Source organism: Prosthecodimorpha staleyi (assembly GCF_018729455.1).
GTDB classification, from domain to species: domain Bacteria; phylum Pseudomonadota; class Alphaproteobacteria; order Rhizobiales; family Ancalomicrobiaceae; genus Prosthecodimorpha; species Prosthecodimorpha staleyi.
The window spans coordinates 356,426-379,187 of record NZ_JAHHZF010000004.1 but is presented as its reverse complement, the minus strand read 5'-3'; the positions used below and the strand labels follow the sequence as shown (position 1 = coordinate 379,187).

Below are 22,762 nucleotides of genomic sequence, written 5' to 3'. Positions count from 1 at the left end.
TCAGGCTTCGGTCGCCGGCAGGAACAGCTTGCCGGGATTCATCCGGTTGTCCGGGTCGAGAAGGGCCTTGATCTGGCGCATCAGGGCCAGTTCGTCCGGATTCTTGGTGCGCGCCAGGCGCTTGCGATAGGTCCGCCCGACGCCGTGCTCGGCCGTGATCGAGCCGCCGAGCTCCATGGCGACATCATCGATGATCATGTCGATGGCGTCGGAGGCGGCCTCGAAATCGTCCGCGGTGGCGAAGCGCTCGTGCGGGAACAGGACCACGACGTGGATGTTGCCGTCGCCGATATGGCCGACCATCATCACGTTGGCATCCGGATAGGCGGCGAGAATCCCGGCCTCGACGCGCTTGACGAAGTCCGGCTGCTCGGCGACCGGCACGGACGTGTCGTGCGACATGGTCTTGCCGGCCAGCTTGAATTCGCCGGTGACACCGTGGCGCAGCTTCCAGATGGCCTCCTCCTGGGCGAGGCTGGCGGCGATGATCGCATCGGAGACGAGGCCGGCCTCGAAGGCCTCCGCCAGGAAGCCCTCCATGGCGGCGGCGAGCGGTGCGTCCGGCTGCGAATCCCCGGCTTCCAGCAGCAGGTACCAGGGCGCCTTGGCGGCGAAGGGCATGACCGTGCCGGCGACGTAGCGCAGCACGAAGTCCATGTAGGACGAGCCGATGATCTCGAAGCTCGAGATGCGTTCGCCGAACACCGCGCGGGCCCGGGCGAACAGAGCCAGCGCGTCCTCGACCGAGGCGACCTGCATCAGCGCGATGGAGCGGGTACGGATCGCCGGGAAGAGCTTCAGGACCGCGGCCGTGACGATGCCGAGCGTGCCTTCCGCGCCGATGAACAGCTGCTTCAGATCGTAGCCGGCATTGTCCTTGCGCAGCCGGCGCAGGCCGTCGAGGACGGTGCCGTCGGCCAGCACGACTTCGAGGCCGAGCACCAGCTGGCGCATGTTGCCGTAGCGCAGGACCGCGATGCCGCCGGCATTGGTCGAAATGTTGCCGCCGATCTGGCAACTGCCCTCCGCGCCGAGGCTGAGCGGGAACAGAAGCCCATGCGCCGCCGCCTGGCCCTGAATGGCCTGCAGGATGCAGCCGGCCTCGACCGTGATGGTCTCCTCTGCCGGCGAGATCGCCCGGATGCGGTTCATCCGGTCGAGCCGGACGACGATGGTCGGGCGCGGTTCCAGAGGCGTCGCGCCGCCGCACAACCCGGTATTGCCGCCCTGGGGCACGATCGCCGTGCCGGCAGCCGCGCAGGTCCTGGCCAGTTGCGCGACCTCCGCGGTCGAGCCCGGCCGCACCACGGCGAGCGCGCTGCCATGGTAGCGCGCCCGGTGATCGGTCAGGAATCCGCCCGTGTCGACCGGATCCGTCAGCACGTAGCGCTCTCCGACGATCGACTTCAGTTCGGCCAGAAGGGCTTCGGACGTAACGGCTTCGGAGGGCATGAGACGGGACCGGGATGGAGACGGGTGAAGGGGATCCTGCCCCGGATGTCCCGGGGCAGGTCGCCGGATGCGATCAGGTGAGCATCCACTCGGCATAGCGCTTCTGCATGGCGGTGTAGTTCTCACCCCACCAGGCCGAGTTGACGACGACGTTCTTGCCGTTGTTGAGATCCGGCAGGAAGTCGCCCGACGGCGATTTGCGCACCTCGTCGATGGCCGCAACATTGTTCGGCAGATAGTAGCCGCGCACCGCCCAGGCAACCTGGCGGTCGGCGCGCAGGCAGAAGTCGATGAAGCGCATCGCCGCTTCCTTATTCTTCGTGCCCTTCGGGACGGCGAAATAATCGAGCGAGTTCACCGTCTGCTCGAACGAGAAGGCCAGTGCGGCGCCGGACTTCTGGGCGGACTTCACGCGATTGAAGTAGCTGTAGGAGAAGTCGCCCTCGTTCTGGACCACCGCGTTGACCTGGTCGGGGGTGGTCGCCGCCCATTTGGTGACGTGCTTCTTCATCCGGTCGAGGGCCCGGAAGGCGCGCTCGACATCGAGCGGATAGAGGTCCTTGGGCGCGACGCCGTCGGCGACGAGCGCCACTTCGAGCGTTTCGGAGGCGAGCGAACGCATGACCCGCCGGCCGGGGAAGCGCTCGAAATCGTAGAAGCCGGCGAAATCGACCGGATGCTTGCCGTCCGGGGTGCGCTTCGCATCCCACAAGAGGCCGCCGCTGTAGAGATACATCGGCATGTAGTCGGGTGCCGGCTGCGAAACCAGTGCGCTCGGCTTGATGATCGCCATGTCGAGCGGTTCCCAGAGCTTGTCGCGGGCACCCGAGGTGGCGAAGGCGGCGGGAGCGTCGATCACGTCCCATTGCACCGCATTGCCCAGCACCTGCGCCTTGACCTTGGCCATGTCGCCGTTGTCGACCAGCGTCACCTTGATGCCGGTCTCCGCCGTGAAGGGATCGGCGAAGACCTCGCGCACCGACTTGTTGTAGTCGCCGCCCCAGGACGTGACCGTCAGCGTGGTGTCGGCGGCGGCCGAACGGCCGGTGAAGACCGCCGGCGCGGCGATCAGGCCGAGGAGGCCGGCCGAACCGCCGCGCAGCAGGCCGCGGCGCGAAGTCGAAAACGTCATCATGGTCATGGCAGCAGTCCTCTCCGGATATCGGGATGGGATCGGCAGTCGGGGCCCGCCCGCAGGGATCACCCGGCGGGCGGTGCCGGCAGGAGCCGGCCGTGCTGGGGCAGCCAGCCGGCCGCGACCTCGTGGCCGCGTTCGGCATCGACGCGACCGGGCTGGTTCAATTCCTGGACGATGATCGTCGAACCGTCGGCGCAGCGGACGAAATGCCGGACGACGCCGCCGAGCAGAATCGAATCCTCGATCCGGCCGGTGACATGGACCGTGTCGCCGCCGCGCAGGAGGGTCATGTTCTCGGGCCGCAACAGCAGCACGGCCTTCGCCCCGCGTTCGATCGGCCGATCGGGAGCGGGAACCGGGAAGGTCCCGAGCGCCGTCCTGAGCACCGCCCCGCCGTCCGGACCGGCATCGAACGTTCCCGCCAGGAGGTTGGAACTGCCGATGAATTCGGCCGAGAAGACCGTTTCAGGACGGAAATAGAGCGTGTCCGGCGTTCCCTGCTGCTCGATGCGACCCCCGTTCATCAGGACGATGCGGTCCGACATGGTCAGCGCTTCGTCCTGGTCGTGCGTCACATACAGCATGGTGATGCCGAGTTCGGCATGCAGCCGCTTGATCTCCAGCTGCATCTGCTCGCGCAGCTTCTTGTCGAGCGCGCCGAGCGGCTCGTCCATCAGGATCAGGGCCGGATTGTAGACAATGCAGCGGGCCAGCGAGATGCGCTGCTGCTGGCCGCCGGACAGTTCCCGCGGCCTGCGTTTGGCAACATGGCCGAGTTGGATCAGGTCGAGCACCGCGCCGACGCGGCGTTTGATTTCGGCCCTCGGCACCCTCCGGACCTGCAGCGGGAACGCGATGTTCTCGAACACCGTCATGTGCGGCATCAGGGCATAGTTCTGGAACACCATGCCGAGGCCGCGCCGGTTGGTCGGCAGCGTGGTGGCGTCGCGCCCGTCGATCACGATGCGCCCGGAACTCGGCGCGACCATGCCGGCGATCAGGTTGAGCAGCGTCGACTTGCCCGAGCCGGAGGGGCCGAGCAGAGTGACGAACTCGCCCTTGGCGATGGTCAGGTCGACCGGGTGGAGGGCGTCGACATCGGCGTAGCGCTTGCTCACGCCCTGCAGTTCGACCATGGCCGGAGCGGTGGTGACGGTCATGACGAGGCCTCGGTCTTGCGCTGCAGGGCGATGATGCCGAGCGCAATCAGCAGCGACAGCACGGTGAGCAGGGTGGAGACGGCGGCCAGCACCGGCGTCAGCTCCCAGCGGATGGAACTGAACATTTTCACCGGCAGCGTCATGGCCTGCGTGCCGGTGAGAAAATAGGCGACCACGACCTCGTCGAGCGACATCAGGAAGGCGAACAGCGCGCCGACCGCGATCGCGGCTTTCAACTGCGGCAGCACGACCCGGAAGAAGATCGTGACGCGCGACGCGCCCATGATCGCCGCAACCGTTTCCAGGGCGATGTCCGAATGCTTCAGGCCGGACAGCACCGAGACCATGATGTAGGGCGTGGTCAGCATGATATGGGCAAGGACGATGCCGGCCGTGGTGTCGAGCAGGCCCCAGCTCGAGAATTGCAGATAGAGACCGAGGCCGAGCACGATCACCGGGACCAGCATCGGCATCATGAACAGCCCCTGCAGGCCGCCGCGCCCGGGCAGATGCGAGCGCGCCAACGCATAGGCGGCCGGAACCGAGAGCAGCAGCGACAGAAGCGTGGTCACCACGGCGACGAGCAGGCTCTGCACCATCGAGCCCCACCAGGCCGGATCGGTGAAGAACTGGCGGTAGAGGTCGAGCGTCAGCTGGCGCGGCGGAAATTCGATCTGGCCGGGATTGCCGAACGAGATCGGGATGACGATCAGGCTCGGCACCAGCAGGAAGAGATAGCATAGCCAGGCGAGCGTCGCGGTGATAATGCGCGCCGAGCGGCTCGATCCGAACAACTCGTTCATGCTCCGGCTCCCGAAAGGCCGGCCGCGCCGCGCACGCGGCCAAGCAGGGCGACGAGCAGGCCGGACAGCACAAGCAGCACGACGGCGCTGGCCGAGGCGGCGGTCCAATCGAGCGTCTGGCGCGTGTAGAAGTCGACCAGGTTGGCCACCATCATGTCCTGACGCCCGCCGAGCAGGGCCGGCGTGATGTACATGCCGATCGACAGGGTGACGTTGATCAGGATGCCGGCGATCATGCCCGGCATGGAAAGCGGCAGGGTGATGCGCCAGAAGATGCGCAGCGGTCCGGCCCCCATGGTCTCGGCGGCCAGGATCAGGCGCCGGTCGATCGAAAGCAGGCTGCCGAGGATCGACAGAATCATGAACGGCAGCAGGAAGTTCAGCATGCCGAGGATGACGCCGACGCGGTTGAACATCATCGGCAGCTTGATGGCGCCGCCGCTCAGGAATCCGAGCAGTTGGTTGACGAGTCCCTGGTTGCCGAACACCGCCACCAGAGCGAAGCTCTTGACGAGGATGCTGGTCCAGAAGGGCAGCATGACCATGATCAGGTAGGCCGTGCGCCGGGTCGGGGGCTGGGCCGCGAGATGCATGGCGACCGGGTAGCCGATGACGAGGCTCATCAGCGTGCCGCCGATCGCGATCTCGAAGGTGTTGCGCAGGACCTTCAGGAACAGCGTGCTCTGGGCGAGGTCCGCATAGGCGGACAGCGTGAAGCCGCCATTGTTGACGCTCGTCCAGACGATCACGCCCAGCGGATAGAGCAGGATCGCCGCCATCAGCACGGTCAGCGGGGCGAGCAGCAGGAGCGCCGTACCGGGACCGAGATCCGATGCTGAAGTGGATGAGGCCACGGTCGGCGCGTCCTTCGAAAATCGGGTCTGGGCGACCTGCCAGGATCGCCGGTCGGCGCCGGGATCCGCCCGGCCCTGGCATCTGCCGGTTCGTCGGGGAAGGCCCGGGGATGTCCTGCCGAAATATGGCAGAGCGATTTTCGAAGCGCAATGCGGGATTTCAAAATTCTGAAATTAGGCCGGAGGAATGTCCGCATTCACCCAGAATACGGTGGCCGGTCGGGGGCCGGCATTGGCGAAGGAGTGCGGCTTCTGGCTGGAGAAGGCGAAGCAGTCGCCTTCGTTCAGGCTGAAGGTCTCGCCGTCGATCTGCAGCTCGAGCGAACCGGCCAGCAGGAAGCCGATCTCCTCGCCCTTGTGCGAATAGGGTTGCGCGCCGGAGTTGCACCCGGGCTGGATGACCATGAAGAAGCCGCGCAACCGGTCGCTCGCCGCCGGAGAGGCGATGTCCTTGCGGATGCCGTTGAGGTCGAGCAGGCGGGATCGCTGTCCGGCCCTGACGATATAGCGACTTTCAGCACTCGGAACAGGCATTTGGGATGGGTCGATCAACCAGGCCGGCATCACCCCGAGGGCGTTGGCGACGGTATAGACCGTGCGCACGGTCGGCGAGACCAGGCCGCGTTCGAGCTGGGATAGCGTCCCGATCGAAACGCCGGTGGCCTTGCCGAGATCGGCCAGCGTCATGCCGGCCTTCAACCTCAGATCGCGAATGCGCTGACCCAGTTTCAGCGATTCCTCGTCCGGATTGGGTGTCGCGGGAGACATGCGGGCGGCGGTGTCGGGGATCGTCATGGGCGCCATGAGGTTGGTAAATCCGAAGTCGTCCGGCCACGAAGCCGCCCCGTCGGGCCAGCTTGCACAGTCGGGGAGGATAGCGTTGCGGCGCCGGACTGCCAATTCATTTTTCAGAAATCCAAAAATTCGAGTGGTGCCCCTCTGGCGAACAGCCTATCATATTCCGCGTCCGGCTTCGGCCATCCTTTCCGGGAACCGTCCACATGTCCGCTCCGATCGACTGGCGCCAACGGGCCGCCGCGCTCACCCTCAACGGCCAGGCCTTCGTCGGCGGCCGCTACGTTTCGTCCCGGTCCGGCGAGACCTTCGAATGCGTCAACCCGGCGACCGGTGAGGTTCTGGTCGCGGTGGCGGCCTGCGACCAGGCGGATGTCGATCATGCGGTTGCGGTCGCGCGGGCGGCGTTCGTGTCGGGCGTCTGGTCCCGGATGGCGCCGCGCGAGCGCAAGAAGCGGTTGAAGGCCTTCGCGGATCTGATTGCGCGCCACACCGAGGAGCTGGCGCTGCTGGAGACGCTGGACATGGGCAAGCCGATCCGCGACAGCCTCGCGGTCGACCTGCCGCTCTCAGCGCAGTGCATCGATTGGTATGCCGAGGCAATCGACAAGATCTACGACGAGGTCGCTCCGACCGCGCCGACCGCGATTTCGCTGATCCGCCGCGAGCCGCTCGGCGTGGTGGCGGCCGTCGTGCCGTGGAACTTCCCGCTCCTGATGGCCGCCTGGAAGATCGGTCCGATCCTGGCCGCCGGCAATTCGGTCATCCTGAAGCCGGCGGAGCAGTCGTCGCTGACGGCGATCCGGCTCGGCGCCCTGGCCAGCGAGGCCGGCATCCCGGACGGCGTCTTCAACGTGCTGCCCGGCTTCGGCGAAACGGCCGGCCGAGCGCTCGGTCTGCACATGGATGTCGATGCCGTTGCGTTTACCGGCTCGACCGAGGTCGGCAAGTATTTCCTTCAATATTCCGGCCAGTCCAACATGAAGCGGGTCGGCCTGGAATGCGGCGGCAAGAGCCCGAACATCATCCTGGCCGACGCGCCCGATCTCGACGAGGCCGCAACGGCCGCAGCCTGGGGTATTTTCTACAATCAGGGCGAGGTCTGCAACGCCGGCTCGCGCCTGATCGTCGAAGCCTCGATCAAGGACCGGATCGTCGAAAAGGTGATCGAAGTCGGCAGCGCCATCAAGGTCGGTGACCCGCTTGATGCCGCAACCGAGATGGGCGCCATGGTCGACGCGCGCCAGACCGAGCGGGTGATGGGCTACATCGAGAAGGGTCTTGCCGAAGGCGCCACGCTCAGGCTCGGCGGCAAGCGCGTGGCCGCGCCGGGCTGCTTCATCGAGACGACCCTGTTCGACGACGTGACCAACGACATGACCATCGCGCGCGAAGAGATTTTCGGCCCGGTGCTGGCGACGATTGCCGCGAAAGACATCGACGACGCGATCCGGATCGGCAACGACACCACCTACGGCCTCGCTGCTGCGGTCTGGACGCGCGACATCAACAAGGCATTCAAGGCGTCCTCGGCGCTCCGCGCCGGCGTCGTCTGGGTCAACTGCTTCGACCACGGCGATATCTCCTCGCCTTTCGGCGGCTTCAAGCAGTCCGGCTTCGGACGGGACAAGTCGCTGCACGCTCTGGAGAAATATACCGAGCTGAAGGCGACCTGGATCCATCTCGGCAAGTGAGGCCGCCCATGGCAGAACTGATGTTTCGCGGCCTCATTCCGGCCTTTCCGACGCCGCTCGCGGCCGACGGTTCGCTCGACGAGGATGGTCTCGGCCGCATCGTCGAATTCCAGATCGCCCGGGGCGTCTCGGGCCTCGTCCCGCTCGGCGGCACCGGCGAGGCGACCTCCTTCGATCTCGCCACGCGGCGGCGCATCATGGAGATCACCGTCTCGGCCGCGGCCGGCCGCGTGCCGATCATCGGCGGCGTGCTCGACCCCGGTCTTGGCGGCGCCGTCGACACTGCGCGCCTCTGCCGCGAGGCCGGGGCGGACGGCCTGATGGTGATCGCGCCCTACTACGCCCGCCCCGACCAGGAGGGCGTGCTGCGCTATTTCCGCGCCCTGGCGCCGGAACTGAAGCTGCCCGTGCTCTACTACGACAATCCGTTCCGCACCCATCTGGTGACCGCACCCGACACGATCGCCAGGATGGAGGCGGAAGGCCTGATCGTCGGCATGAAGGCGTCGAACACCGACCTCTACCATTTCGCCCAGGTCGCCGACCGGGTCAGCGATCGCTTCTGCCTCCTGTCCGGCCAGGACACGCTGTTCGTCGAACAGGCCATGCTGGGCGCGAAGGGCGGCGTCCTGACATCCGCCGCGTTGGTACCGGGCCGTTGGGCGGAGATCTTGCGTCTCGTCGAGGCCGGTCGCGTGCCGGAGGCGCTGGCCCTGCAGCGCAAGCTGCATCCACTGATGGACGCCCTGTTCGCCGAGCAGTTTCCCGAAGGCGTCCGCCGCGCCTTCGCGATGATCGGGCTGCCGATCGGCGCGTCCCTGCCGCCGGTCACGGACCTGTCGCAGGCTGCGGAACACCGGTTGGCCGCGGCGATCGATGCGCTCGTCGCGGACGGAACGCTGATCGGCGCCGGGGCATAGCCGGGCCGTTTCTCATCCCTCCTGCGGAAACCGGACGTCCACAAGCATCGGCCCGGGGTGGGAGAGAGCGCGTTTCAGCGCCGCCGCGAGATCTTCCAGCGTCGCCACCGCCTCGGCGGCGACGCCGAAGCCGCGGGCGATGGCCGACCAGTCGATCGCCGGCCGGTCGAGGCTCATCATGTCGCGTGCGGTCGGGCCGGGTTCTGCGCCCACCTTGGCATATTCGCCGAGCAGGATCGCATAGGCGCGGTTGTTCAGGAGCAGGGTGGTCACCGGCAGGCTTTCGCGCGCCTGCGTCCAGAGTGCCTGGATCGTATAGGCGGCCGAGCCGTCCGCCTGCAGGGTCACGACCCGGCGGTCGGACCGTCCATCCGCACGCGCGCCGATCGCCGCACCGGTCGCCAGGGGCAGGCCGCCGCCGATCGCGCCGCCGGTCACCGTCAGCCAATCGCAGGGCGCGGCATGGGGCATGACCGCCGCGAAGCCGCCGCCCAGCGTGATCGCCTCGTTGACCACGATCGCCTCGGCCGGCAGGGCCTCGGCAACCACCGCGGCGAAGCCCGCCGGGGTGATCGGGCCGGACAGTTCCGGGACGGGCGCGGCGGGCGGCGCCGGCACCGGCAAGGGCGCGACGCCGAGTTCGGACGCCAGCGCATGAAGCGCCGCCGCCGCATCCTGGTCCGCGCGCGACAGCACGAGTACGTCGGCATCGGGCCGATGCAGCAGGCTGCGCCGGCCGGGATAGAGGAAGAAGCCGATCGGCGGCGGACAGTTGACCAGCACGACCACATCGAACGGGTCGAGCCGCGCGATCGCGTCGTCGACCGGGTAGGGCACCGCCGGCAGGACCAGACGGCCGCGGCCGCGCGGCTGGCGGGCGATGGTCGAACTGCCCATCAGCGTCGCGCCGGTCGCCGCCGCCAGCCCGGCGAGGAGCGGATGCAGGTCGGCCGCCACCGCCGGCGTGCCGAGGATGATCACCGCCCGGCGCCCCGAACGCAGGGCGCGCGCGGTTCGGCCGATCATGGCGGGATCAGGCACGCGCGGCGGCCGCGGTACTGCTGGGCGGGCGGAGACGCCGCCGGCGCTCCAGGAAATGTCGGCCGGCAGCACCAGCGCGGCGACCTGGCCGTAGCCGTCGCCGGCCGCCTCGATCGCCCGGGCCGCGTCGATGCCGATCCGCTCGGGCGCGGTCGAGAAGGCGTGCCATTCGGCGGTCGCGCCGACCAGCGCGTCGACATCCGCCGTCAACGGGCTGTCGTGGGCGACATGCGCCACCGCATGGTCGCCGACGATGTTGACGATGCCACTGCCGGCCCGGCGCGCGTTGTGCAGGTTGGCGATGCCGTTCGCATAGCCCGGGCCGCAATGCAGTAGCGTCGCGGCGGGCCGGCCTGTCACCCGGAAATAGCCGTCGGCCATCCCGGTCACGACATTCTCCTGCAGGCCGAGCACGCAGCGGATGCCCGGGATGCGATCCAGCGCGGCGACGAAATGCATCTCGCTGGTACCGGGATTGGCGAAGCAGGTGTCGACCCCACCTGCGATCAGGGTGTGGACGAGCGCTTCGGCCCCGGTTTGCGGCTGACCGGTCTGGTCCTGTGCCATGGCCTTGTCTCCTCGCTTGGTTCCTGCCGTGATGGCTCCGACGGCCCTGCGGCCTACGCCCGGCTGCGGCGCTCCGCCGACGGCATCCGCAGCATCGGCTCAGTCCGGCCTCGGCACTTCGACGATCAGCGCGTCGACCGCCACGGCGCCGGACGGCCCGACCATCAGCGGGTTCACGTCCAGTTCGACCAGACTGTCGAGATTTGCGCCGGCATAGGCCGCGATGGCCATGACGGCGTCGACGACCGCCGTAAGGTCGGCGGCCGGCCGGCCGCGGAACCCGTCGAGCAGGGGGAAGCACTTGAGGCCCCGTAAGGCCTTCTCGACATCCTCCCGTCCGACCGGCAGCAGCAGCGGGACGGCATCCTTGATCAGTTCGACCAGGATGCCGCCGGCACCGATGACCAGCACCATGCCGAACAGCGGGTCGCGCTTGACGCCGACGATCAGTTCGGCGAGCGGCGGCGCCTGCATCGGCTCCAGGAGAAACCGTTCGAGCCGGATCGCGGGTGCGTGGCGGGCGACGCTGTCGCTCATCCTGTCGGCCGCGGCCAGGATTTCGGCCCGGCCGCGCAGGTTGAGCGCGACGCCGCCGGCCTCCGTCTTATGCGGCAGGTCGTCATGCAGGGCCTTGAGCGCCATCGGCGCGGCGACCGCCTCTTCCGGCAGTTCGGCAAGCTCGGCGCGCGACAGGACGCGGCCGTCGGGGACCGGGAGACCGTGGGCGGCGAGGCGGCGCTTGGAGTCCGCCTCGTTGACGGTCCGCGGCGCACCGGTGAGCGCCGGCACCGCATGGGGCACCAGACGGTCGAGCGCGGCGGCGCCCTCGGCGGCGTCCCGGCGCATCCGCTCGCCATGGGCGGCCCATCGGGCGATCACCTGCGCGGCATCGTGCAGGCCCTGCAGCGGCACGATGCCTTGGGCGATCATCCGCTGGCTGGCCTCCGGCGTGATCCCGCCGGTATTGACCGAGGCATGGTAGACCGGCTTGCCAGTCGCCTTTCCGGCCGCGGCCAGCGCGCGATCCATCGCCTCATGCGCGGGGCTGCTCCGATAGGGCGAGCCCGCCGGTGCGTAGTCGACCACCAGCATGCCGGCATCGACATCGCCAGACAGAAGTGTGGTCAGCATCGGGGTCAGCAGCTTCTCGTTGCCCCAATTGCCGGCGGTGAAGTCGAACGGGTTGGAGACATGGCCGAATTCCGGCAGCAGCGGCTCGATCGCGGCGACCTCGGCCTCCGTCGGCGGCGGCAAATGCAAGCCGGCAAAGGAACAGTAATCCGCCGCCAGCCCGTTGTCGCCGCCCGAACTCGACGAGACCGTCAAGCGCGTGCCGCCGAGCGGGGCCGACAGCGAGGCGATCTTCATCATTTCCAGGAATTGCGGCACCGTGTCGGTCTCGATCACACCGAGCCGCGCGAACAGCGCCTCGTAGAAATCGTTACGGCCGGCGAGCGAGCTGGTATGGCTGGCCGCCATGGCGGCGCCCAGGTCCGAGCGGCCGGAACGGCAGACGATGACCGGGATGGCCTTCGAGCGGGCCAGCAGGCAGGCCCGGGCAAAGGCGGGGATGTCCCTGATGCCCTCCATGAACAGCCCGAGACAGGTCACGTTGGGGTCGTCGACGAGGCCGTCGATATAGTCCTCGAAGCCGAGCACCGCCTGGTTGCCGGCACTGATCAGATAGGAATAGGGCACGCTGCGGCCGTTCGAGACGATGTGTCCGGTGACGTTGCCGCTCTGCGAGATGACGGCGGCGCCGCGTCCCGTTTCCAGGACCGGGAAGGGCGATGGCCAGATGCTGCCGTGGTTGACGTAGTTAACCAGGCCGTAGCAGTTCGGCCCGACCACGGCCATGTCGCCGGAGGCCTGGATGAAGGCCCGGTTGCGCTCGGCGCCGGCCTCGCCGATCTCGGCGAAACCCGAGGCGTAGCAGACGACGCCGCCGGCATCGATCCGGCGCAGTTCGTCGAGCGCCCGGATGGTGGCATCCGCGTTGACGGCCAGAAAGACCGCGTCGGGCGGGTTCGGGATGTCGGCGATCCGCGGCACGCAGCGATAGCCCGCGATCTCCGTCCGCTTGGGATGAACGACGTGAACCTCGCCGGCGAACTGACGGTCGCGCAGCGTGGTCAGCGTGCGCTCGACCTGGGTGCCGCCGATGAAGGCCATGCGCTGCGGCGCCAGCAGGCGCCGGAAGTTGCGACGGAGGGTCGGTCGCATCCGCGCGCCCGCCACATCCAGGGGGAAATCGTGCATGTGTCTCTCCAGGCGTCCGACCGCTTGCCGCGGTGCCTTCGGTGACGGCCTCCGCATCACTCCGGATCGGGAAGCGGGGCGTCGGTCTCGAAGTTGACGAGGTCGAAATCGGGTGTGAGCGGGTATTTCTCGGGGTCTTCGCGGAATTGGTCGCACAGCCACTGGCGCAGGATCCGCCGGCAGTCCTCCTGCGTGTAGCTCTCCTCCATCACCCAGCCGAGCCACAGTCCGTCGGCGAGCTGGGTCAGCGTGATGGCGGCGAGGCGGGTGTCCATTTCCAGTCCGCGCTCGCGCGCCGCGGCGGCGATGCGCCGCTGGATGTTGGCGCGGTAGCGGCCCCAGATCGCCCGGTGCATGTCGAGCACCTGCGGCAGGATGAAGGCCGCGCTCATGTAGTGGATCAGCATCCTCTGATAGCCGGTGTCGCGCAGGAACGGCACGAAGACGGAGTGCAGCAACTTGCCGAAGTGCCCGCTCTTGGTCGAGATCACGACATGACGAAAGAAATCGTCGACATTCTGCAGATAGTATTTGTGGGCGACGATCAGAAGGTCGTCTTTATTGTCGAAATAGTGATTGATCAGCCCGCGTGACAACCCGGACTCGTCGGCGATCGTGTTGATCGTCGAGTTCAGGTAGCCGTGCTTGCGGAGCGACTTGAGGGTCGCAACGATCAGTTCGGTCCGTCGCGTCTCGCCGGCCTGGCGGTGCTTCGTCGCCCGTTTCATCTTGTTCCTTCCGGCCGCCGGCCGATGGTTCTGCGGTCGTCAGTTCCGATAGGGCCGCAGCAGGTCCTTGGCGATGACGTCCTGGTGGATTTCGGATGTTCCCTCCCAGATCCGCTCGATGCGCGCATCGCGCCAGAAGCGCTGGATCGGGAAATCCTCCATCATCCCCATGCCGCCGAAGATCTGGACCGCGTTGTCGGCGACCCGGAAGACCATCTCGGAACAGTAGTAGTTGACCATCGACGCCTCGGTCCGGTTCATCTGGTCGTTTTCCATCTTCCAGGCGGCCTCCTTGACCATGAGGTCGCCCAGCTTGATGTCGATCGCCATGTTGGCGATCTTGAAGCCGATGCCCTGGAACTCGCCGATCGTCCGCCCGAAAGCCTTGCGGGTGCCGGCCCATTCCTTGGTCATCTCGAAGATGCGTTCGGCCCGCCCGACGCAATGCGCCGATAGGGCGACGCGCCCGTCATACAGCCACTCGTTGGCGGTGTTGAAGCCCTCGCCCTCGCCGCCGAGAATCTTGCTGTCGGGCACGCGCACATTGTCGAAATAGACCATGGTCGGGTTGTAGCCGTGGGTGACGATCGACTTCATCGGCTCGACGCGCAGGCCCGGCGAGGTCTTGTCGACCAGGAAGGCCGTAAAGCGCTTGCGCGGCCCCTTCGGCGTCTGATCGGTGCCGGAGACGGCGATCAGGATGATGAAATCCGCGATGTCGGCCGCCGAGATGAACTGCTTGACGCCGTTGATCACCCATTCGCCGCCCTGACGTTCGGCCCGGGTGACGATCGCGCGCGCATCCGATCCGGCGCCCGGTTCGGTCAGCGCGAAGGCGTTCTTGCGCTCGCCTCGGATCGACGGCAGCAGATACTCCTCGATCTGCTCGTCCCGGCACTTGAACAGGATGCCGGTGACGCCGCGATTCATGCACTGGCCGAGCGCTGTGGACGGTTTGCCCATGACCCGTTCGGCCTGCATCTTGGTCTGCTTGTCGAGGCCCGGGCCGCCCCACTGTTCCGGCAGGTTCATGCCGTCGAAGCCGGCCTCCTTCGACTTGCGGCGGATCTCCTGCCGGATCTCGTCGGGGACGTAGCGGAGCTCCTCGACCACCGCCTCGTGCGGGTAGAGCTCCCGCCGGCAGAATTCCTCCAGCGAGTTCACCAGCGCCTGCTGCTCGAAATCCAATGCGAAATCCATGTCCGTCTCCTCACGCGCCGACGAACCGGGGGGCGCGGCGCTCGTTGGCGGCCGCCAGCCCTTCGGCATGGTCCTGGGTCTGGGCGCAGATCTTGCCCGCGGCGACCTCCTCGAGCTGCTGGTCGGACAGACTGCGGCTGTGCGCGCTGTTGAGGAGCTTCTTCGCCTGGGCGATGGCCACCGTCGGCCCGGCGGCGAGCCTCTGGGCGAAGGCGAGCGTGTCGTCAAAGAGCCGGTCGGTCGGGCTGACATGGCTGACCAGGCGGTTCTCCAGGGCGACGGCCGCCGTCCAGAGGTCGCCCGTGAAGGCGAAGCGCTTGGCTGCCTCCAGGCCCATGACGCGCGGCATCAGCCATGTGCCGCCGCAGTCGGGGTTGTAGCCGACATTGGTGTAGGAGCAGATGAACTTGGAGCGCTCGGACGCGTAGCGGAAGTCGCAGGCGAGCGCCATGTCGAGCCCGGCCCCGACGGCCGCGCCGTCGATCATCGCGATGGTCGGCTTCGGCATGTCGTGGACCTGCTGGACCAGCCGCAGCGATTCCTCGACCCAGTTCATGTCCGGCCAGGGATTGTCGCCCTTGCTCTTGTCGGCCCATTCCTTGACATCCGCGCCGGCCGAGAAGGCCCCGCCGCGCCCGGTCAGAACGAGCGCCCGCATGGTCCGATCGGCGGCCGCCTCGCGCAGGGCCCGGCGCAATTCGATGGTGATGCCCATGCCGAGCGCATTGCGCGCCTCCGGCCGGTTGAGCGCGATCAGCCCGACCGCGCCGTGACGTTCCGTCTCAAGAAACCTGTACATCCCTGCCTCCCGGAAATTTCCCGCTGCCGCCCTTTGCGGGGCGGCGGCCGCCCTCTGCGGGGCGCCTCGATCGCCGGCCTGCCGGCTCAGTTTCCCGTCCCTAGCCGGCCGTGCCGGCTCACTGTCCCGTCCATCGCGGCGCGCGCCTTTCCAGGAAGGCGCGCTGACCCTCGATCATGTCGTCCGACTTCAGCATGCGTTCGAAAACGGTCAGGTCGGCCCCCGGCAGGCCGCGCATGGCCATCGCCTGGCGATCCGGCAGGCCGTCGACGGCGCGCAGGGCTTCCTTCAGCGCCTGCTGCGCCAGCGGAGCGCCGCGGGCCACCCGCCGGGCGACCTCCCGGGCTACGGCGTCGATCCGGTCGCGCGGCGCGGTCCGGTAGGCGAGACCCCAGCGCAGCGCATCCGCCGCCGACATCGGTTCGCCGGTCCAGATCATGGCGGTCGCGACATGGTACGGAATCCGCCGCGGCAGTCGCTGCAATCCGCCGCCGTCGGGGATGAGCCCCCGCTCCAGTTCGGGCAGGCGCAGATAGGCCTCGTCGGCCATCAGGATGATGTCGCAGGCGAGCGCCAGTTCGAGCCCGCCGCCGATCGCAGGTGCCGCGATGACCGCAATCAGCGGCTTCTTCAGCGACCACAGCGTGGTGATGCCGCCGAAGCCGCCCTCCTGCGCGCCCGGCTCGCGCGGCGCCCCGGCCGGCGCGGTCGATTGCCGGAAGTCGAGCCCGGCCGAGAACGCCTTCTCGCAGCCGCTGGTCAAGAGCCCGACACGCAGTTCCGGCTCGTTCTGGAGGTAAAGCGCCGCCTGCTCCAGGCCCCGGCTGAAGCGCCGGCAGATCGCGTTGACGGGCGTCTTGACCATCCGGATTTCGAGGATGGGGCCGTCGCGGTGCAGTTCGACGAAGCCGGCCAGCGCCCGGTTGAGATCCGCCAGCATGTCAGGCGTCCTCGCGCTTGGAGCGGGTCGTGACGATGTGCAGGATCAGCGGCGGCACCGAGGTCATCACCAGCATCAGCGTCGAGACCGCCGCGAGCGTCGGATCGACATCGTCGCGCAGCGTCGCGAAGGTCACCCGCGACAGTGTCGAGACCGGCCCCGAGGAGACCATCAGCGAGATGATCAGTTCGTCGAAGGAGACCAGGAAGGCGAGCAGCATCGCGGTCGCCACCGAGAATTTGAGCTGCGGCAGGGTGACGGTCATGAAGGCCTTGAACCGGCTCGCCCCCAGGCTGCGGGCGACCATCTCCTGGCTCATGTCGAAGCTCTCGAAGCCGGCGCTCATGGTCAGGATGACGAACGGCATGGCGACGACCGCATGGCCGAGGATCAGGCCATGGATGGTGTTGAGCAGGCCGCCGAGGCGGGCGAAGACGAAGAAGATGCCGACCGCGATCAGGATCGCCGGCACCGCCAGCGGCGAGACCAGCGTCGCCCGGATGGCGGTGCGCAGCCGGAAACCCGACATGTGCAGCGCGTAGGATGCGGCGATGCCGGTGACGGTGGCGAGGATCATGGTGCCGAAGGCGACGCGCAGCGACACCCAGAGCGATCCGATCCACTTCTCCTGGCCGAAGAAGGCCTCATACCAGCGCGTCGACCAGCCGGCCGGCGGGAAGGCCAGCGAGGTCGTGGAACTGAACGAGACCGGCACGACGATCAGCGCCGGGGCGACCAGATAGAAGACGACCAGGCCGACGAAGATGTAGAGCCAGAGCCGGTTGCGATGGGAAACGTGGGATTCCATCGTCGTCCCCCTCAACGGTCGGTGCTGAGCCGCCGCACCAGCAGCATGCTGGCGGCGAGGCAGATAGCGGTGACGACCAGGAGCAGCACGGCGAGCGCCGCCGCGGGTCCCCAGGTCGGATAGAGCGAGATCGATTCCTCGATGCGCTGGGCGATCATCTTGACCTTGCCGCCGCCGAGCAGCGCCGGGGTGATGTAGAAGCCGAGGCACATCACGAAGACCATGATGGTGCCGGCGACCAGGCCGGGCATCGAGAGCGGCAGGAAGACGCGCAAGAAGGCATGGGTCGGCGTCGAGCCGACGCTGGCGGCGGCGCGCATCAGGTTGCCGTCGATCGCCTTCATCGAGGCGTAGAGCGGCAGGATCAGGAACGGCACCATGATGTGGACCATGCCGATGATCGTGCCAGTCATGTTGTGCACCAGCGGGATCGGCCGTTCGATCAGCCCGGTGGCGACCAGCGCCTTGTTCACCAGCCCGTTGCGCTGCAGGATGATCAGCCACGAGAAGGTGCGCACCAGCCCGGACGTCCAGAACGGCACCAGCACGGCGAGCATCAGGAGGCCGGACCAGCGCGGCGGCAGGATCGCCAGCACGTAGGCGACCGGATAGCCGAGGATCAGGCACAGCGCCGTGACCGCGAAGGCGATCGCGAAGGTGTTGACGAACATCTGGACATAGGCCGGCTCCGAGAAGAACAGCGCGTAATTCTCGAAGCCGAGCCCGCCGTCGGCGCCGATGAAGGACATCGACAGGAGCCAGCCGATCGGCACGACCATCAGGATCGCCACGATCGCGAGCGCCGGCACGGTGAGCCGGAACATCAGCCGGTCCTCGGCGCGCGCCGCGCGGTCGAGCGCGCGCTGGTTGGCGGCGAGGTCGGCTTCGGTAACCGGGGCGAGGGCGGACGCCGGCTGCATGGCCTAGTCCTCCGCCTGCACGATGCGCGCATCGGCGCGGTCGAGGCTGAGCGTCACCCGCGCGCCGGCCTGCGGCAGCCGCCGGAGGTCCTCGGCCCGGTTGGGCAGGCGGGCAAAGACGGTGTCGCCGCCGTCGAGACGGACCTCAAAGAGCAGGCTGTCGCCCTGGAACACCACCGTGACGACCTGGCCCGGAAAGGCGTTGCCGCCCTCCGGCAGACCCGCCGGGTCGGCTTCGGCGATCTTCAGCCGCTCCGGGCGCAGCATCAGGAGCGCCTTGCCGGCGGCCGGCCGCGGCCCGTCGGCGGTCTCGATCGGTCGTCCCGCATAGGCGAGGCCGTGGTCGGTTGCCGTCAGCGGCAGGAAGGCGGATTCGCCGATGAAGGCCGCAATGAAGCGGTTGGCCGGCTTCTCGTAGAGATCCGTCGGCGAGGCGATCTGGGCGAGCCGGCCATGCGAGAACACCGCGATCCGGTCCGACATGGTCAGCGCCTCGCGCTGGTCGTGCGTCACCGAGATGGTGGTCATGCCGAGGCGGTCGTGCAGCTTGCGGATCTCGATCTGCATGGTCTCGCGCAACTGCTTGTCGAGCGCGGACAGCGGCTCGTCCATCAGGAGGATGCGCGGTTCGAACACGATGGCGCGGGCGAGCGCGATGCGCTGGCGCTGGCCGCCGGAGAGCTGGCTGACCTTGCGGTCCTGGTAGCCGCCGAGTTGGACCAGATCGAGCACATGGCGCACGCGCTCCTCGATCTCGGCGCGTCCGCGCTTCCTGAGCCGGAGCGGATAGGCGATGTTCTCGCCGACCGACATGTGCGGAAACAGGGCATAGTTCTGGAACACCATGCCGATATTGCGCTTGTGCGGCGGCAGGTGGACGATCTCCTGATCGGCGATGCGGATCGAGCCCCGGGTCGGACGGCTGAACCCGGCGATCATCATCAAGAGCGTCGTTTTACCGGATCCGGACGGACCCAGAAGCGTGAGGAATTCTCCCGCCCGGATGTCGAAGGAGACATCCTCGACGGCGCGCAGGGACCCGAAATGCTTCGACAGCTGTTGGATTCGCACCGGCAGGGCCGGCGTCGCAGGTTGGTTCATCGCCATATCCCGAATGGAACCCGTGCAGGACAGGACCGGCCGGCGCGGACCCCTCCGCGCACATGATCGGCCAGGCCCTCCCCGCCGGCGGGGAGGGCGATCGCGAAATCCGGCCCGGCGCCCGCGGGCGCCGGGAGGCTACGGGATGGCGCTACTGCATCGCCGCATCCCACTTGGTCTGCGCCTCGATGATGTGCGCAGCCCAGTAGGGCATGTCGGTGATCAGCTGCTTGGCGATGTTCTCGGTGCTGGTCACCACCTTGGCGGCCTTCTCAGGCGAGATCAGTCCGAGCTTGAAGGCATCCTGGTTCATCGGCCCGTAGGGAATGTAGTCGGGCAGACGGGCCTGGTATTTCGGATCGAGCAGATGGTTGATCAGCCGCATCGCGCCTTCGGGATTGGGCGAGTTGCGCGGCACCACCAGGCACTCGACGTCCATCACCGCGTCGTTGAGCGTATAGGCGTAGGGCGCGCCTTCCTTGATCGCGGCGTCGATGCGGGCCGCCCAGATGGTCAGCATGTCGACCTCGCGGGCGGTGGCGAGCTGCGTCGCCTGCGCGCCGGTCGCCCAGCGGATGGTGATGTTCGGCTTGAACTGGGTCCACTTCTTGATCGCGCGCTCGATGTCGACCGGATAGATCTTCTCCTTCGGCACGCCGTCGGCCAAAAGGGCGATCTCCAGATTGGTCGACGGATAGGTGCCGCCGATCGCCCGGGTTCCCGGGAATTTCGCGACATCGAAGAAATCGGCCCAGTTCTTCGGGGGATTCTTGCCGTAGACGTCCTTGTTGTAGGCCAGGACGGTGGTATAGGCGGTGAAGCCGACCCAGTTCTTGTTGCGCAGATGCTCCGGAACGCCGGACGCATTGGGGATCTTCGAATAGTCGAGCGGGACGATCAGCTCTTCCTTGGCCGCCTGGTCACACAGGCCGCCGTAGAGCTCGGCCACGTCGATGTCGACCGCCTTGGCCTTGACCTTGGTGCGGATGTCGCGAATGCCGCCGGCCAATACGTAGTCGACGACCTTCATGCCCTTCTCGGCCGGCAGGCGGTCGAGGATCGCCTTGCGGACGCCCTCCTGATAGGCGCCGCCATAGGATGCGTAGCTGACCGTCTCCTGGGCCATGGCCGGCACCGTCAGCGCAAAGGCCGAGGCCGCCAGAATCAAGCGAAGTTCCATGGTTTCCTCCCGTTTTCTGGACCCACTTGTGTGGATCCGTTGCTTGACCCGGATTGACACCCGGTTTTCTTGGACCGGAACCCCGGTCGGTCGTCGTGCGGCCGGATCGCGCCGGCCGGGTTGCCGGATCGGGCCGCCGTCGGTCGAGACCGCCGGGATCAGGCCGCGAAGGCCCTGAGCCCGTTCAGCATCGCCTCCCGGCACTCGCGCACCATCCGGTCGATCAGTTCGGCACAGGTCGGGATGTCTTCGACCAGGCCGACGACCTGGCTGGCCCAGACCAGACCCTCGTCGACCTCGCCCGACTGAAGCGCGCCGCGTCCGCGAGCGCCGGCGACGAGCGGCTGGAGATCGGCGAAGGTGCATCCGCCAGGCCGGGTCTCGAGTGCGACCACCTCCTGCGAGATCCTGTTCTTCAACACCCGGCCGGTGTTGCGCAGCGTCCGGAAGATCAGCTTTGTGTCGCATTCGGACGCATCGAGCAGGGCGCGCTTGATGGCGTCGTGGATCGGGGCTTCGCGCGTGGCGCAGAAGCGGGTACCCATGTTGACCCCCTCGGCACCGAGCATCATCGCCGCCGCCATGCCCCGGCCGGTGCCGATGCCGCCGGAGGCGATCAGCGGCACCTTGACGGCCCGGGCGGCGGCCGGGAACAGCACGAGGCCGCCGACATCGTCCTCGCCGGGATGGCCGGCCGCCTCGAAGCCGTCGATCGAGATCGCGTCGACGCCGGCCCGTTCCGCCGACAGGGCATGCCGGACCGCCGTGCATTTGTGGACGATGACCGCGCCGGCCGCCTTGGCCTTGGCGATGAATTCCTTCGGGCTGCGTCCCGCCGTCTCGATGATGCGGACGCCGGAGTCCAGCGCGGCATCCAGATAGGCCTCGTAGGGTGGCGGCTGGGTCGACGGCAGGATGGTCAGGTTCACGCCGAAAGGTGCGTCGGTCATCTGCCGGCAGCGGGCGATCTCTGCCCGCAGCGCCTCCGGATCGGGCTGCGTCAGCGCGGTCAGGATGCCGAGGCCGCCGGCATTGGAGACGGCGGCGGCGAGTTCGGCGCGGCCGACCCACTGCATGCCGCCCTGGATGATCGGGTATCGGATGCCCAGGAGTTCGGTGACCCGCGTCTTCATGCCGTCCTCGGCCTCGTCCGATCCGCCTATGGAAAGAGGTTAGTGCCGGGATGCCGGTCCTGTAAACAGAAAATATGCTGGCCGTCCAACTTATATAAAGATAGCATTCCAAAACGTTGGACGAGCGTCCAACATTCTGCGAATCCCCGCTTTAGGGTGCGTCCTTGCGCCATCTCGATCCGACATCGCGTCCCGGGCCGGCATGCCCGAACCCGTGCCCGCGCCCGCACTGCCGCCCGTCTTCCGAGCCCGGCTTCGCCGATCCCCGGACGCCCTGTCCGCCGCCGGACGCGGCCCGATGACCGCCTCACCCGGGGTGATCCGCGCCATCGCCATGATGTGCTTCGGCTCGCTGTGCTTCACGCTCAACGACACGATGACCAAGTTCCTGATCGACCGTTACGAGGTGCCGGTGATCATCCTCGTGCGCAGCATCCTGGCGATGCCGCTGCTCGCGTTCATGGCATTCGCGATCGGCCGGGATCGGATCCGCTGGTCGGCGCATGCGCCGCTCTATGCCCTGCGCGGGGCCATCAATCTGCTGGCCGCCTATCTCTACATTCACGGACTGAAGTATCTGAGCGTCGCCGAGGCGACCGTCATCCTGTTCGCCTCGCCCTTCATCATCACGGTGGCATCCGCGACCGTCTTCCGGGAGGCGGTCGGTTGGCCGAAATGGATCGCCGTTCTGGTCGGCTTCACCGGCGTGATGATCGCGATGCGCCCAGGCTCCGCCGCCTTTCAGCCGGCCTCGCTCCTGATCCTGGCCTGTGCCTTCCTCTATGCGTCGATTTCGTTGTCGGCCCGCTGGCTCAAGCCCGACGATACGATCTGGACCATCAGCTTCTACGGTGCGGCCTTCTCGGCGGTCTTCATCGCACCGCTGGCGATCGGTCATGGGGTGGCGGTGCAGCCCGGGGACATCGCCCTGTTCGTCGGTGCCGCGCTCTCGTCCAGCTTCGGGATCGGCTTTGCAACCCTCGCCTATCGCTCGGCGCAAGCGTCGGACCTGGCGCCTTTCGCCTATTCGGGTCTGATCTGGTCGACGGCGATTACCTGGATCGTCTGGGGTGCGATGCCGAGCTTCTGGACGCTCGTCGGCGCCGGCGTGGTGGCGAGCAGCAGCCTGTTCCACCTTATCTCGCGATCCAAGGCCGAGCGGACCGGCTGACGGCGGATCGCGCCAACGGCACGGTGCGCCCGGGACCGGGACCCGTCGATCCATGCCGGTGGCCGGCCGTTCCCGCCCCGGCGCGGTCCCAACCGCGCG

Annotated in this window: 20 protein-coding genes; 3 read left to right on the top strand and 17 right to left on the bottom strand. The window is 67.7% G+C overall.

Going from position 1 to position 22,762, the window contains the following annotated elements:
• From KL771_RS10160 to KL771_RS10135, 6 genes are all read right to left on the bottom strand, one after another.
• Complete coding sequence (locus KL771_RS10160; RefSeq protein WP_261968419.1) at positions 1 to 1,452, bottom strand: FAD-binding oxidoreductase; 1,452 nt, start codon at positions 1,450 to 1,452, stop codon at positions 1 to 3.
• Between the two features lie 73 nt (positions 1,453 to 1,525).
• Positions 1,526 to 2,593, bottom strand: a complete 1,068-nt coding sequence (locus KL771_RS10155) for a polyamine ABC transporter substrate-binding protein (RefSeq protein ID WP_261968418.1) — start codon at positions 2,591 to 2,593, stop codon at positions 1,526 to 1,528.
• 59 nt (positions 2,594 to 2,652) lie between these two features.
• Complete coding sequence (locus tag KL771_RS10150; protein ID WP_261968417.1) at positions 2,653 to 3,750, bottom strand: ABC transporter ATP-binding protein; 1,098 nt, start codon at positions 3,748 to 3,750, stop codon at positions 2,653 to 2,655.
• Positions 3,747 to 4,553 (bottom strand): ABC transporter permease, encoded by an 807-nt coding sequence (locus KL771_RS10145; RefSeq protein WP_261968416.1) that lies wholly within the window; start codon positions 4,551 to 4,553, stop codon positions 3,747 to 3,749. Before KL771_RS10145 ends, KL771_RS10150 begins: the two co-directional genes overlap by 4 nt.
• Positions 4,550 to 5,407: an ABC transporter permease gene (locus tag KL771_RS10140; protein WP_261968415.1), complete on the bottom strand. Its 858-nt coding sequence runs from the start codon at positions 5,405 to 5,407 to the stop codon at positions 4,550 to 4,552. The genes KL771_RS10145 and KL771_RS10140 overlap by 4 nt, the downstream gene beginning before the upstream one ends.
• 174 nt (positions 5,408 to 5,581) lie before the next feature.
• Positions 5,582 to 6,307 carry a cupin domain-containing protein gene (locus tag KL771_RS10135; RefSeq protein ID WP_261968414.1) on the bottom strand — a complete coding sequence of 242 codons (726 nt, stop codon included), beginning with the start codon at positions 6,305 to 6,307 and terminating at the stop codon, positions 5,582 to 5,584.
• Positions 6,308 to 6,408: 101 nt separating this feature from the next.
• Here KL771_RS10135 and KL771_RS10130 point away from each other — a divergent pair, with 101 nt between their 5' ends.
• Both KL771_RS10130 and KL771_RS10125 read left to right on the top strand, forming a co-directional pair.
• Positions 6,409 to 7,896, top strand: coding sequence for an aldehyde dehydrogenase (locus tag KL771_RS10130; protein ID WP_261968413.1), 1,488 nt, complete (start codon positions 6,409 to 6,411; stop codon positions 7,894 to 7,896).
• 8 nt (positions 7,897 to 7,904) lie between these two features.
• Positions 7,905 to 8,816: a dihydrodipicolinate synthase family protein gene (locus tag KL771_RS10125; protein ID WP_261968412.1), complete on the top strand. Its 912-nt coding sequence runs from the start codon at positions 7,905 to 7,907 to the stop codon at positions 8,814 to 8,816.
• Positions 8,817 to 8,828: 12 nt separating this feature from the next.
• On the opposite strand, the gene KL771_RS10120 is transcribed toward KL771_RS10125, so the two are convergent.
• The 11 genes from KL771_RS10120 to KL771_RS10070 form a co-directional block, all read right to left on the bottom strand.
• Positions 8,829 to 10,424, bottom strand: a complete 1,596-nt coding sequence (locus tag KL771_RS10120) for an acetolactate synthase large subunit (RefSeq protein ID WP_261968411.1) — start codon at positions 10,422 to 10,424, stop codon at positions 8,829 to 8,831.
• A 99-nt stretch (positions 10,425 to 10,523) separates the two neighbouring features.
• Positions 10,524 to 12,683: an acetate--CoA ligase family protein gene (locus KL771_RS10115; protein ID WP_261968410.1), complete on the bottom strand. Its 2,160-nt coding sequence runs from the start codon at positions 12,681 to 12,683 to the stop codon at positions 10,524 to 10,526.
• A gap of 56 nt (positions 12,684 to 12,739) precedes the next feature.
• A complete protein-coding gene (locus KL771_RS10110; RefSeq protein WP_261968409.1) occupies positions 12,740 to 13,411 on the bottom strand; it encodes a TetR/AcrR family transcriptional regulator in 672 nt (223 codons plus the stop codon).
• 39 nt (positions 13,412 to 13,450) lie between these two features.
• On the bottom strand, positions 13,451 to 14,611 hold the full coding sequence (locus KL771_RS10105) for an acyl-CoA dehydrogenase family protein (RefSeq protein ID WP_261968408.1): 1,161 nt from the start codon (positions 14,609 to 14,611) through the stop codon (positions 13,451 to 13,453).
• A 10-nt stretch (positions 14,612 to 14,621) separates the two neighbouring features.
• Positions 14,622 to 15,410 (bottom strand): enoyl-CoA hydratase/isomerase family protein, encoded by a 789-nt coding sequence (locus KL771_RS10100; protein ID WP_261968407.1) that lies wholly within the window; start codon positions 15,408 to 15,410, stop codon positions 14,622 to 14,624.
• Positions 15,411 to 15,528: 118 nt separating this feature from the next.
• Positions 15,529 to 16,350, bottom strand: a complete 822-nt coding sequence (locus KL771_RS10095) for an enoyl-CoA hydratase-related protein (RefSeq protein WP_261968406.1) — start codon at positions 16,348 to 16,350, stop codon at positions 15,529 to 15,531.
• 1 nt (position 16,351) lies between these two features.
• Positions 16,352 to 17,158: an ABC transporter permease gene (locus tag KL771_RS10090; protein ID WP_261968405.1), complete on the bottom strand. Its 807-nt coding sequence runs from the start codon at positions 17,156 to 17,158 to the stop codon at positions 16,352 to 16,354.
• An 11-nt stretch (positions 17,159 to 17,169) separates the two neighbouring features.
• Positions 17,170 to 18,078 carry an ABC transporter permease gene (locus tag KL771_RS10085; RefSeq protein WP_261968404.1) on the bottom strand — a complete coding sequence of 303 codons (909 nt, stop codon included), beginning with the start codon at positions 18,076 to 18,078 and terminating at the stop codon, positions 17,170 to 17,172.
• Between the two features lie 3 nt (positions 18,079 to 18,081).
• The gene (locus tag KL771_RS10080; RefSeq protein WP_261968403.1) at positions 18,082 to 19,179 is read right to left on the bottom strand and encodes an ABC transporter ATP-binding protein; all 1,098 of its coding nucleotides are present in this window, start codon (positions 19,177 to 19,179) and stop codon (positions 18,082 to 18,084) included.
• A 151-nt stretch (positions 19,180 to 19,330) separates the two neighbouring features.
• Complete coding sequence (locus tag KL771_RS10075; protein ID WP_261968402.1) at positions 19,331 to 20,359, bottom strand: ABC transporter substrate-binding protein; 1,029 nt, start codon at positions 20,357 to 20,359, stop codon at positions 19,331 to 19,333.
• Positions 20,360 to 20,517: 158 nt separating this feature from the next.
• Entirely contained in the window at positions 20,518 to 21,492 is a 975-nt protein-coding gene (locus KL771_RS10070) for an NAD(P)H-dependent flavin oxidoreductase (protein WP_261968401.1), read from the bottom strand.
• Positions 21,493 to 21,790: 298 nt separating this feature from the next.
• Here KL771_RS10070 and KL771_RS10065 point away from each other — a divergent pair, with 298 nt between their 5' ends.
• Positions 21,791 to 22,663 carry a DMT family transporter gene (locus KL771_RS10065; protein WP_261968400.1) on the top strand — a complete coding sequence of 291 codons (873 nt, stop codon included), beginning with the start codon at positions 21,791 to 21,793 and terminating at the stop codon, positions 22,661 to 22,663.
• Positions 22,664 to 22,762 lie beyond the last annotated feature (99 nt).

What these genes read in the sequence shown, in the direction of transcription:
- KL771_RS10095 (WP_261968406.1), bottom strand. Translation starts at nt 16,350, where the DNA reads ATGCTGGCGGATCTCAACCGGGCGCTGGCCGGCTTCGTCGAACTGCAC.
- KL771_RS10070 (WP_261968401.1), bottom strand. Translation starts at nt 21,492, where the DNA reads ATGAAGACGCGGGTCACCGAACTCCTGGGCATCCGATACCCGATCATC.
- KL771_RS10080 (WP_261968403.1), bottom strand. Translation starts at nt 19,179, where the DNA reads ATGAACCAACCTGCGACGCCGGCCCTGCCGGTGCGAATCCAACAGCTG.
- KL771_RS10145 (WP_261968416.1), bottom strand. Translation starts at nt 4,553, where the DNA reads ATGAACGAGTTGTTCGGATCGAGCCGCTCGGCGCGCATTATCACCGCG.
- KL771_RS10155 (WP_261968418.1), bottom strand. Translation starts at nt 2,593, where the DNA reads ATGACCATGATGACGTTTTCGACTTCGCGCCGCGGCCTGCTGCGCGGC.
- KL771_RS10150 (WP_261968417.1), bottom strand. Translation starts at nt 3,750, where the DNA reads ATGACCGTCACCACCGCTCCGGCCATGGTCGAACTGCAGGGCGTGAGC.
- KL771_RS10125 (WP_261968412.1), top strand. Translation starts at nt 7,905, where the DNA reads ATGGCAGAACTGATGTTTCGCGGCCTCATTCCGGCCTTTCCGACGCCG.
- KL771_RS10160 (WP_261968419.1), bottom strand. Translation starts at nt 1,452, where the DNA reads ATGCCCTCCGAAGCCGTTACGTCCGAAGCCCTTCTGGCCGAACTGAAG.
- KL771_RS10085 (WP_261968404.1), bottom strand. Translation starts at nt 18,078, where the DNA reads ATGCAGCCGGCGTCCGCCCTCGCCCCGGTTACCGAAGCCGACCTCGCC.
- KL771_RS10100 (WP_261968407.1), bottom strand. Translation starts at nt 15,410, where the DNA reads ATGTACAGGTTTCTTGAGACGGAACGTCACGGCGCGGTCGGGCTGATC.
- KL771_RS10075 (WP_261968402.1), bottom strand. Translation starts at nt 20,359, where the DNA reads ATGGAACTTCGCTTGATTCTGGCGGCCTCGGCCTTTGCGCTGACGGTG.
- KL771_RS10105 (WP_261968408.1), bottom strand. Translation starts at nt 14,611, where the DNA reads ATGGATTTCGCATTGGATTTCGAGCAGCAGGCGCTGGTGAACTCGCTG.
- KL771_RS10120 (WP_261968411.1), bottom strand. Translation starts at nt 10,424, where the DNA reads ATGGCACAGGACCAGACCGGTCAGCCGCAAACCGGGGCCGAAGCGCTC.
- KL771_RS10065 (WP_261968400.1), top strand. Translation starts at nt 21,791, where the DNA reads ATGACCGCCTCACCCGGGGTGATCCGCGCCATCGCCATGATGTGCTTC.
- KL771_RS10090 (WP_261968405.1), bottom strand. Translation starts at nt 17,158, where the DNA reads ATGGAATCCCACGTTTCCCATCGCAACCGGCTCTGGCTCTACATCTTC.
- KL771_RS10130 (WP_261968413.1), top strand. Translation starts at nt 6,409, where the DNA reads ATGTCCGCTCCGATCGACTGGCGCCAACGGGCCGCCGCGCTCACCCTC.
- KL771_RS10110 (WP_261968409.1), bottom strand. Translation starts at nt 13,411, where the DNA reads ATGAAACGGGCGACGAAGCACCGCCAGGCCGGCGAGACGCGACGGACC.
- KL771_RS10115 (WP_261968410.1), bottom strand. Translation starts at nt 12,683, where the DNA reads ATGCACGATTTCCCCCTGGATGTGGCGGGCGCGCGGATGCGACCGACC.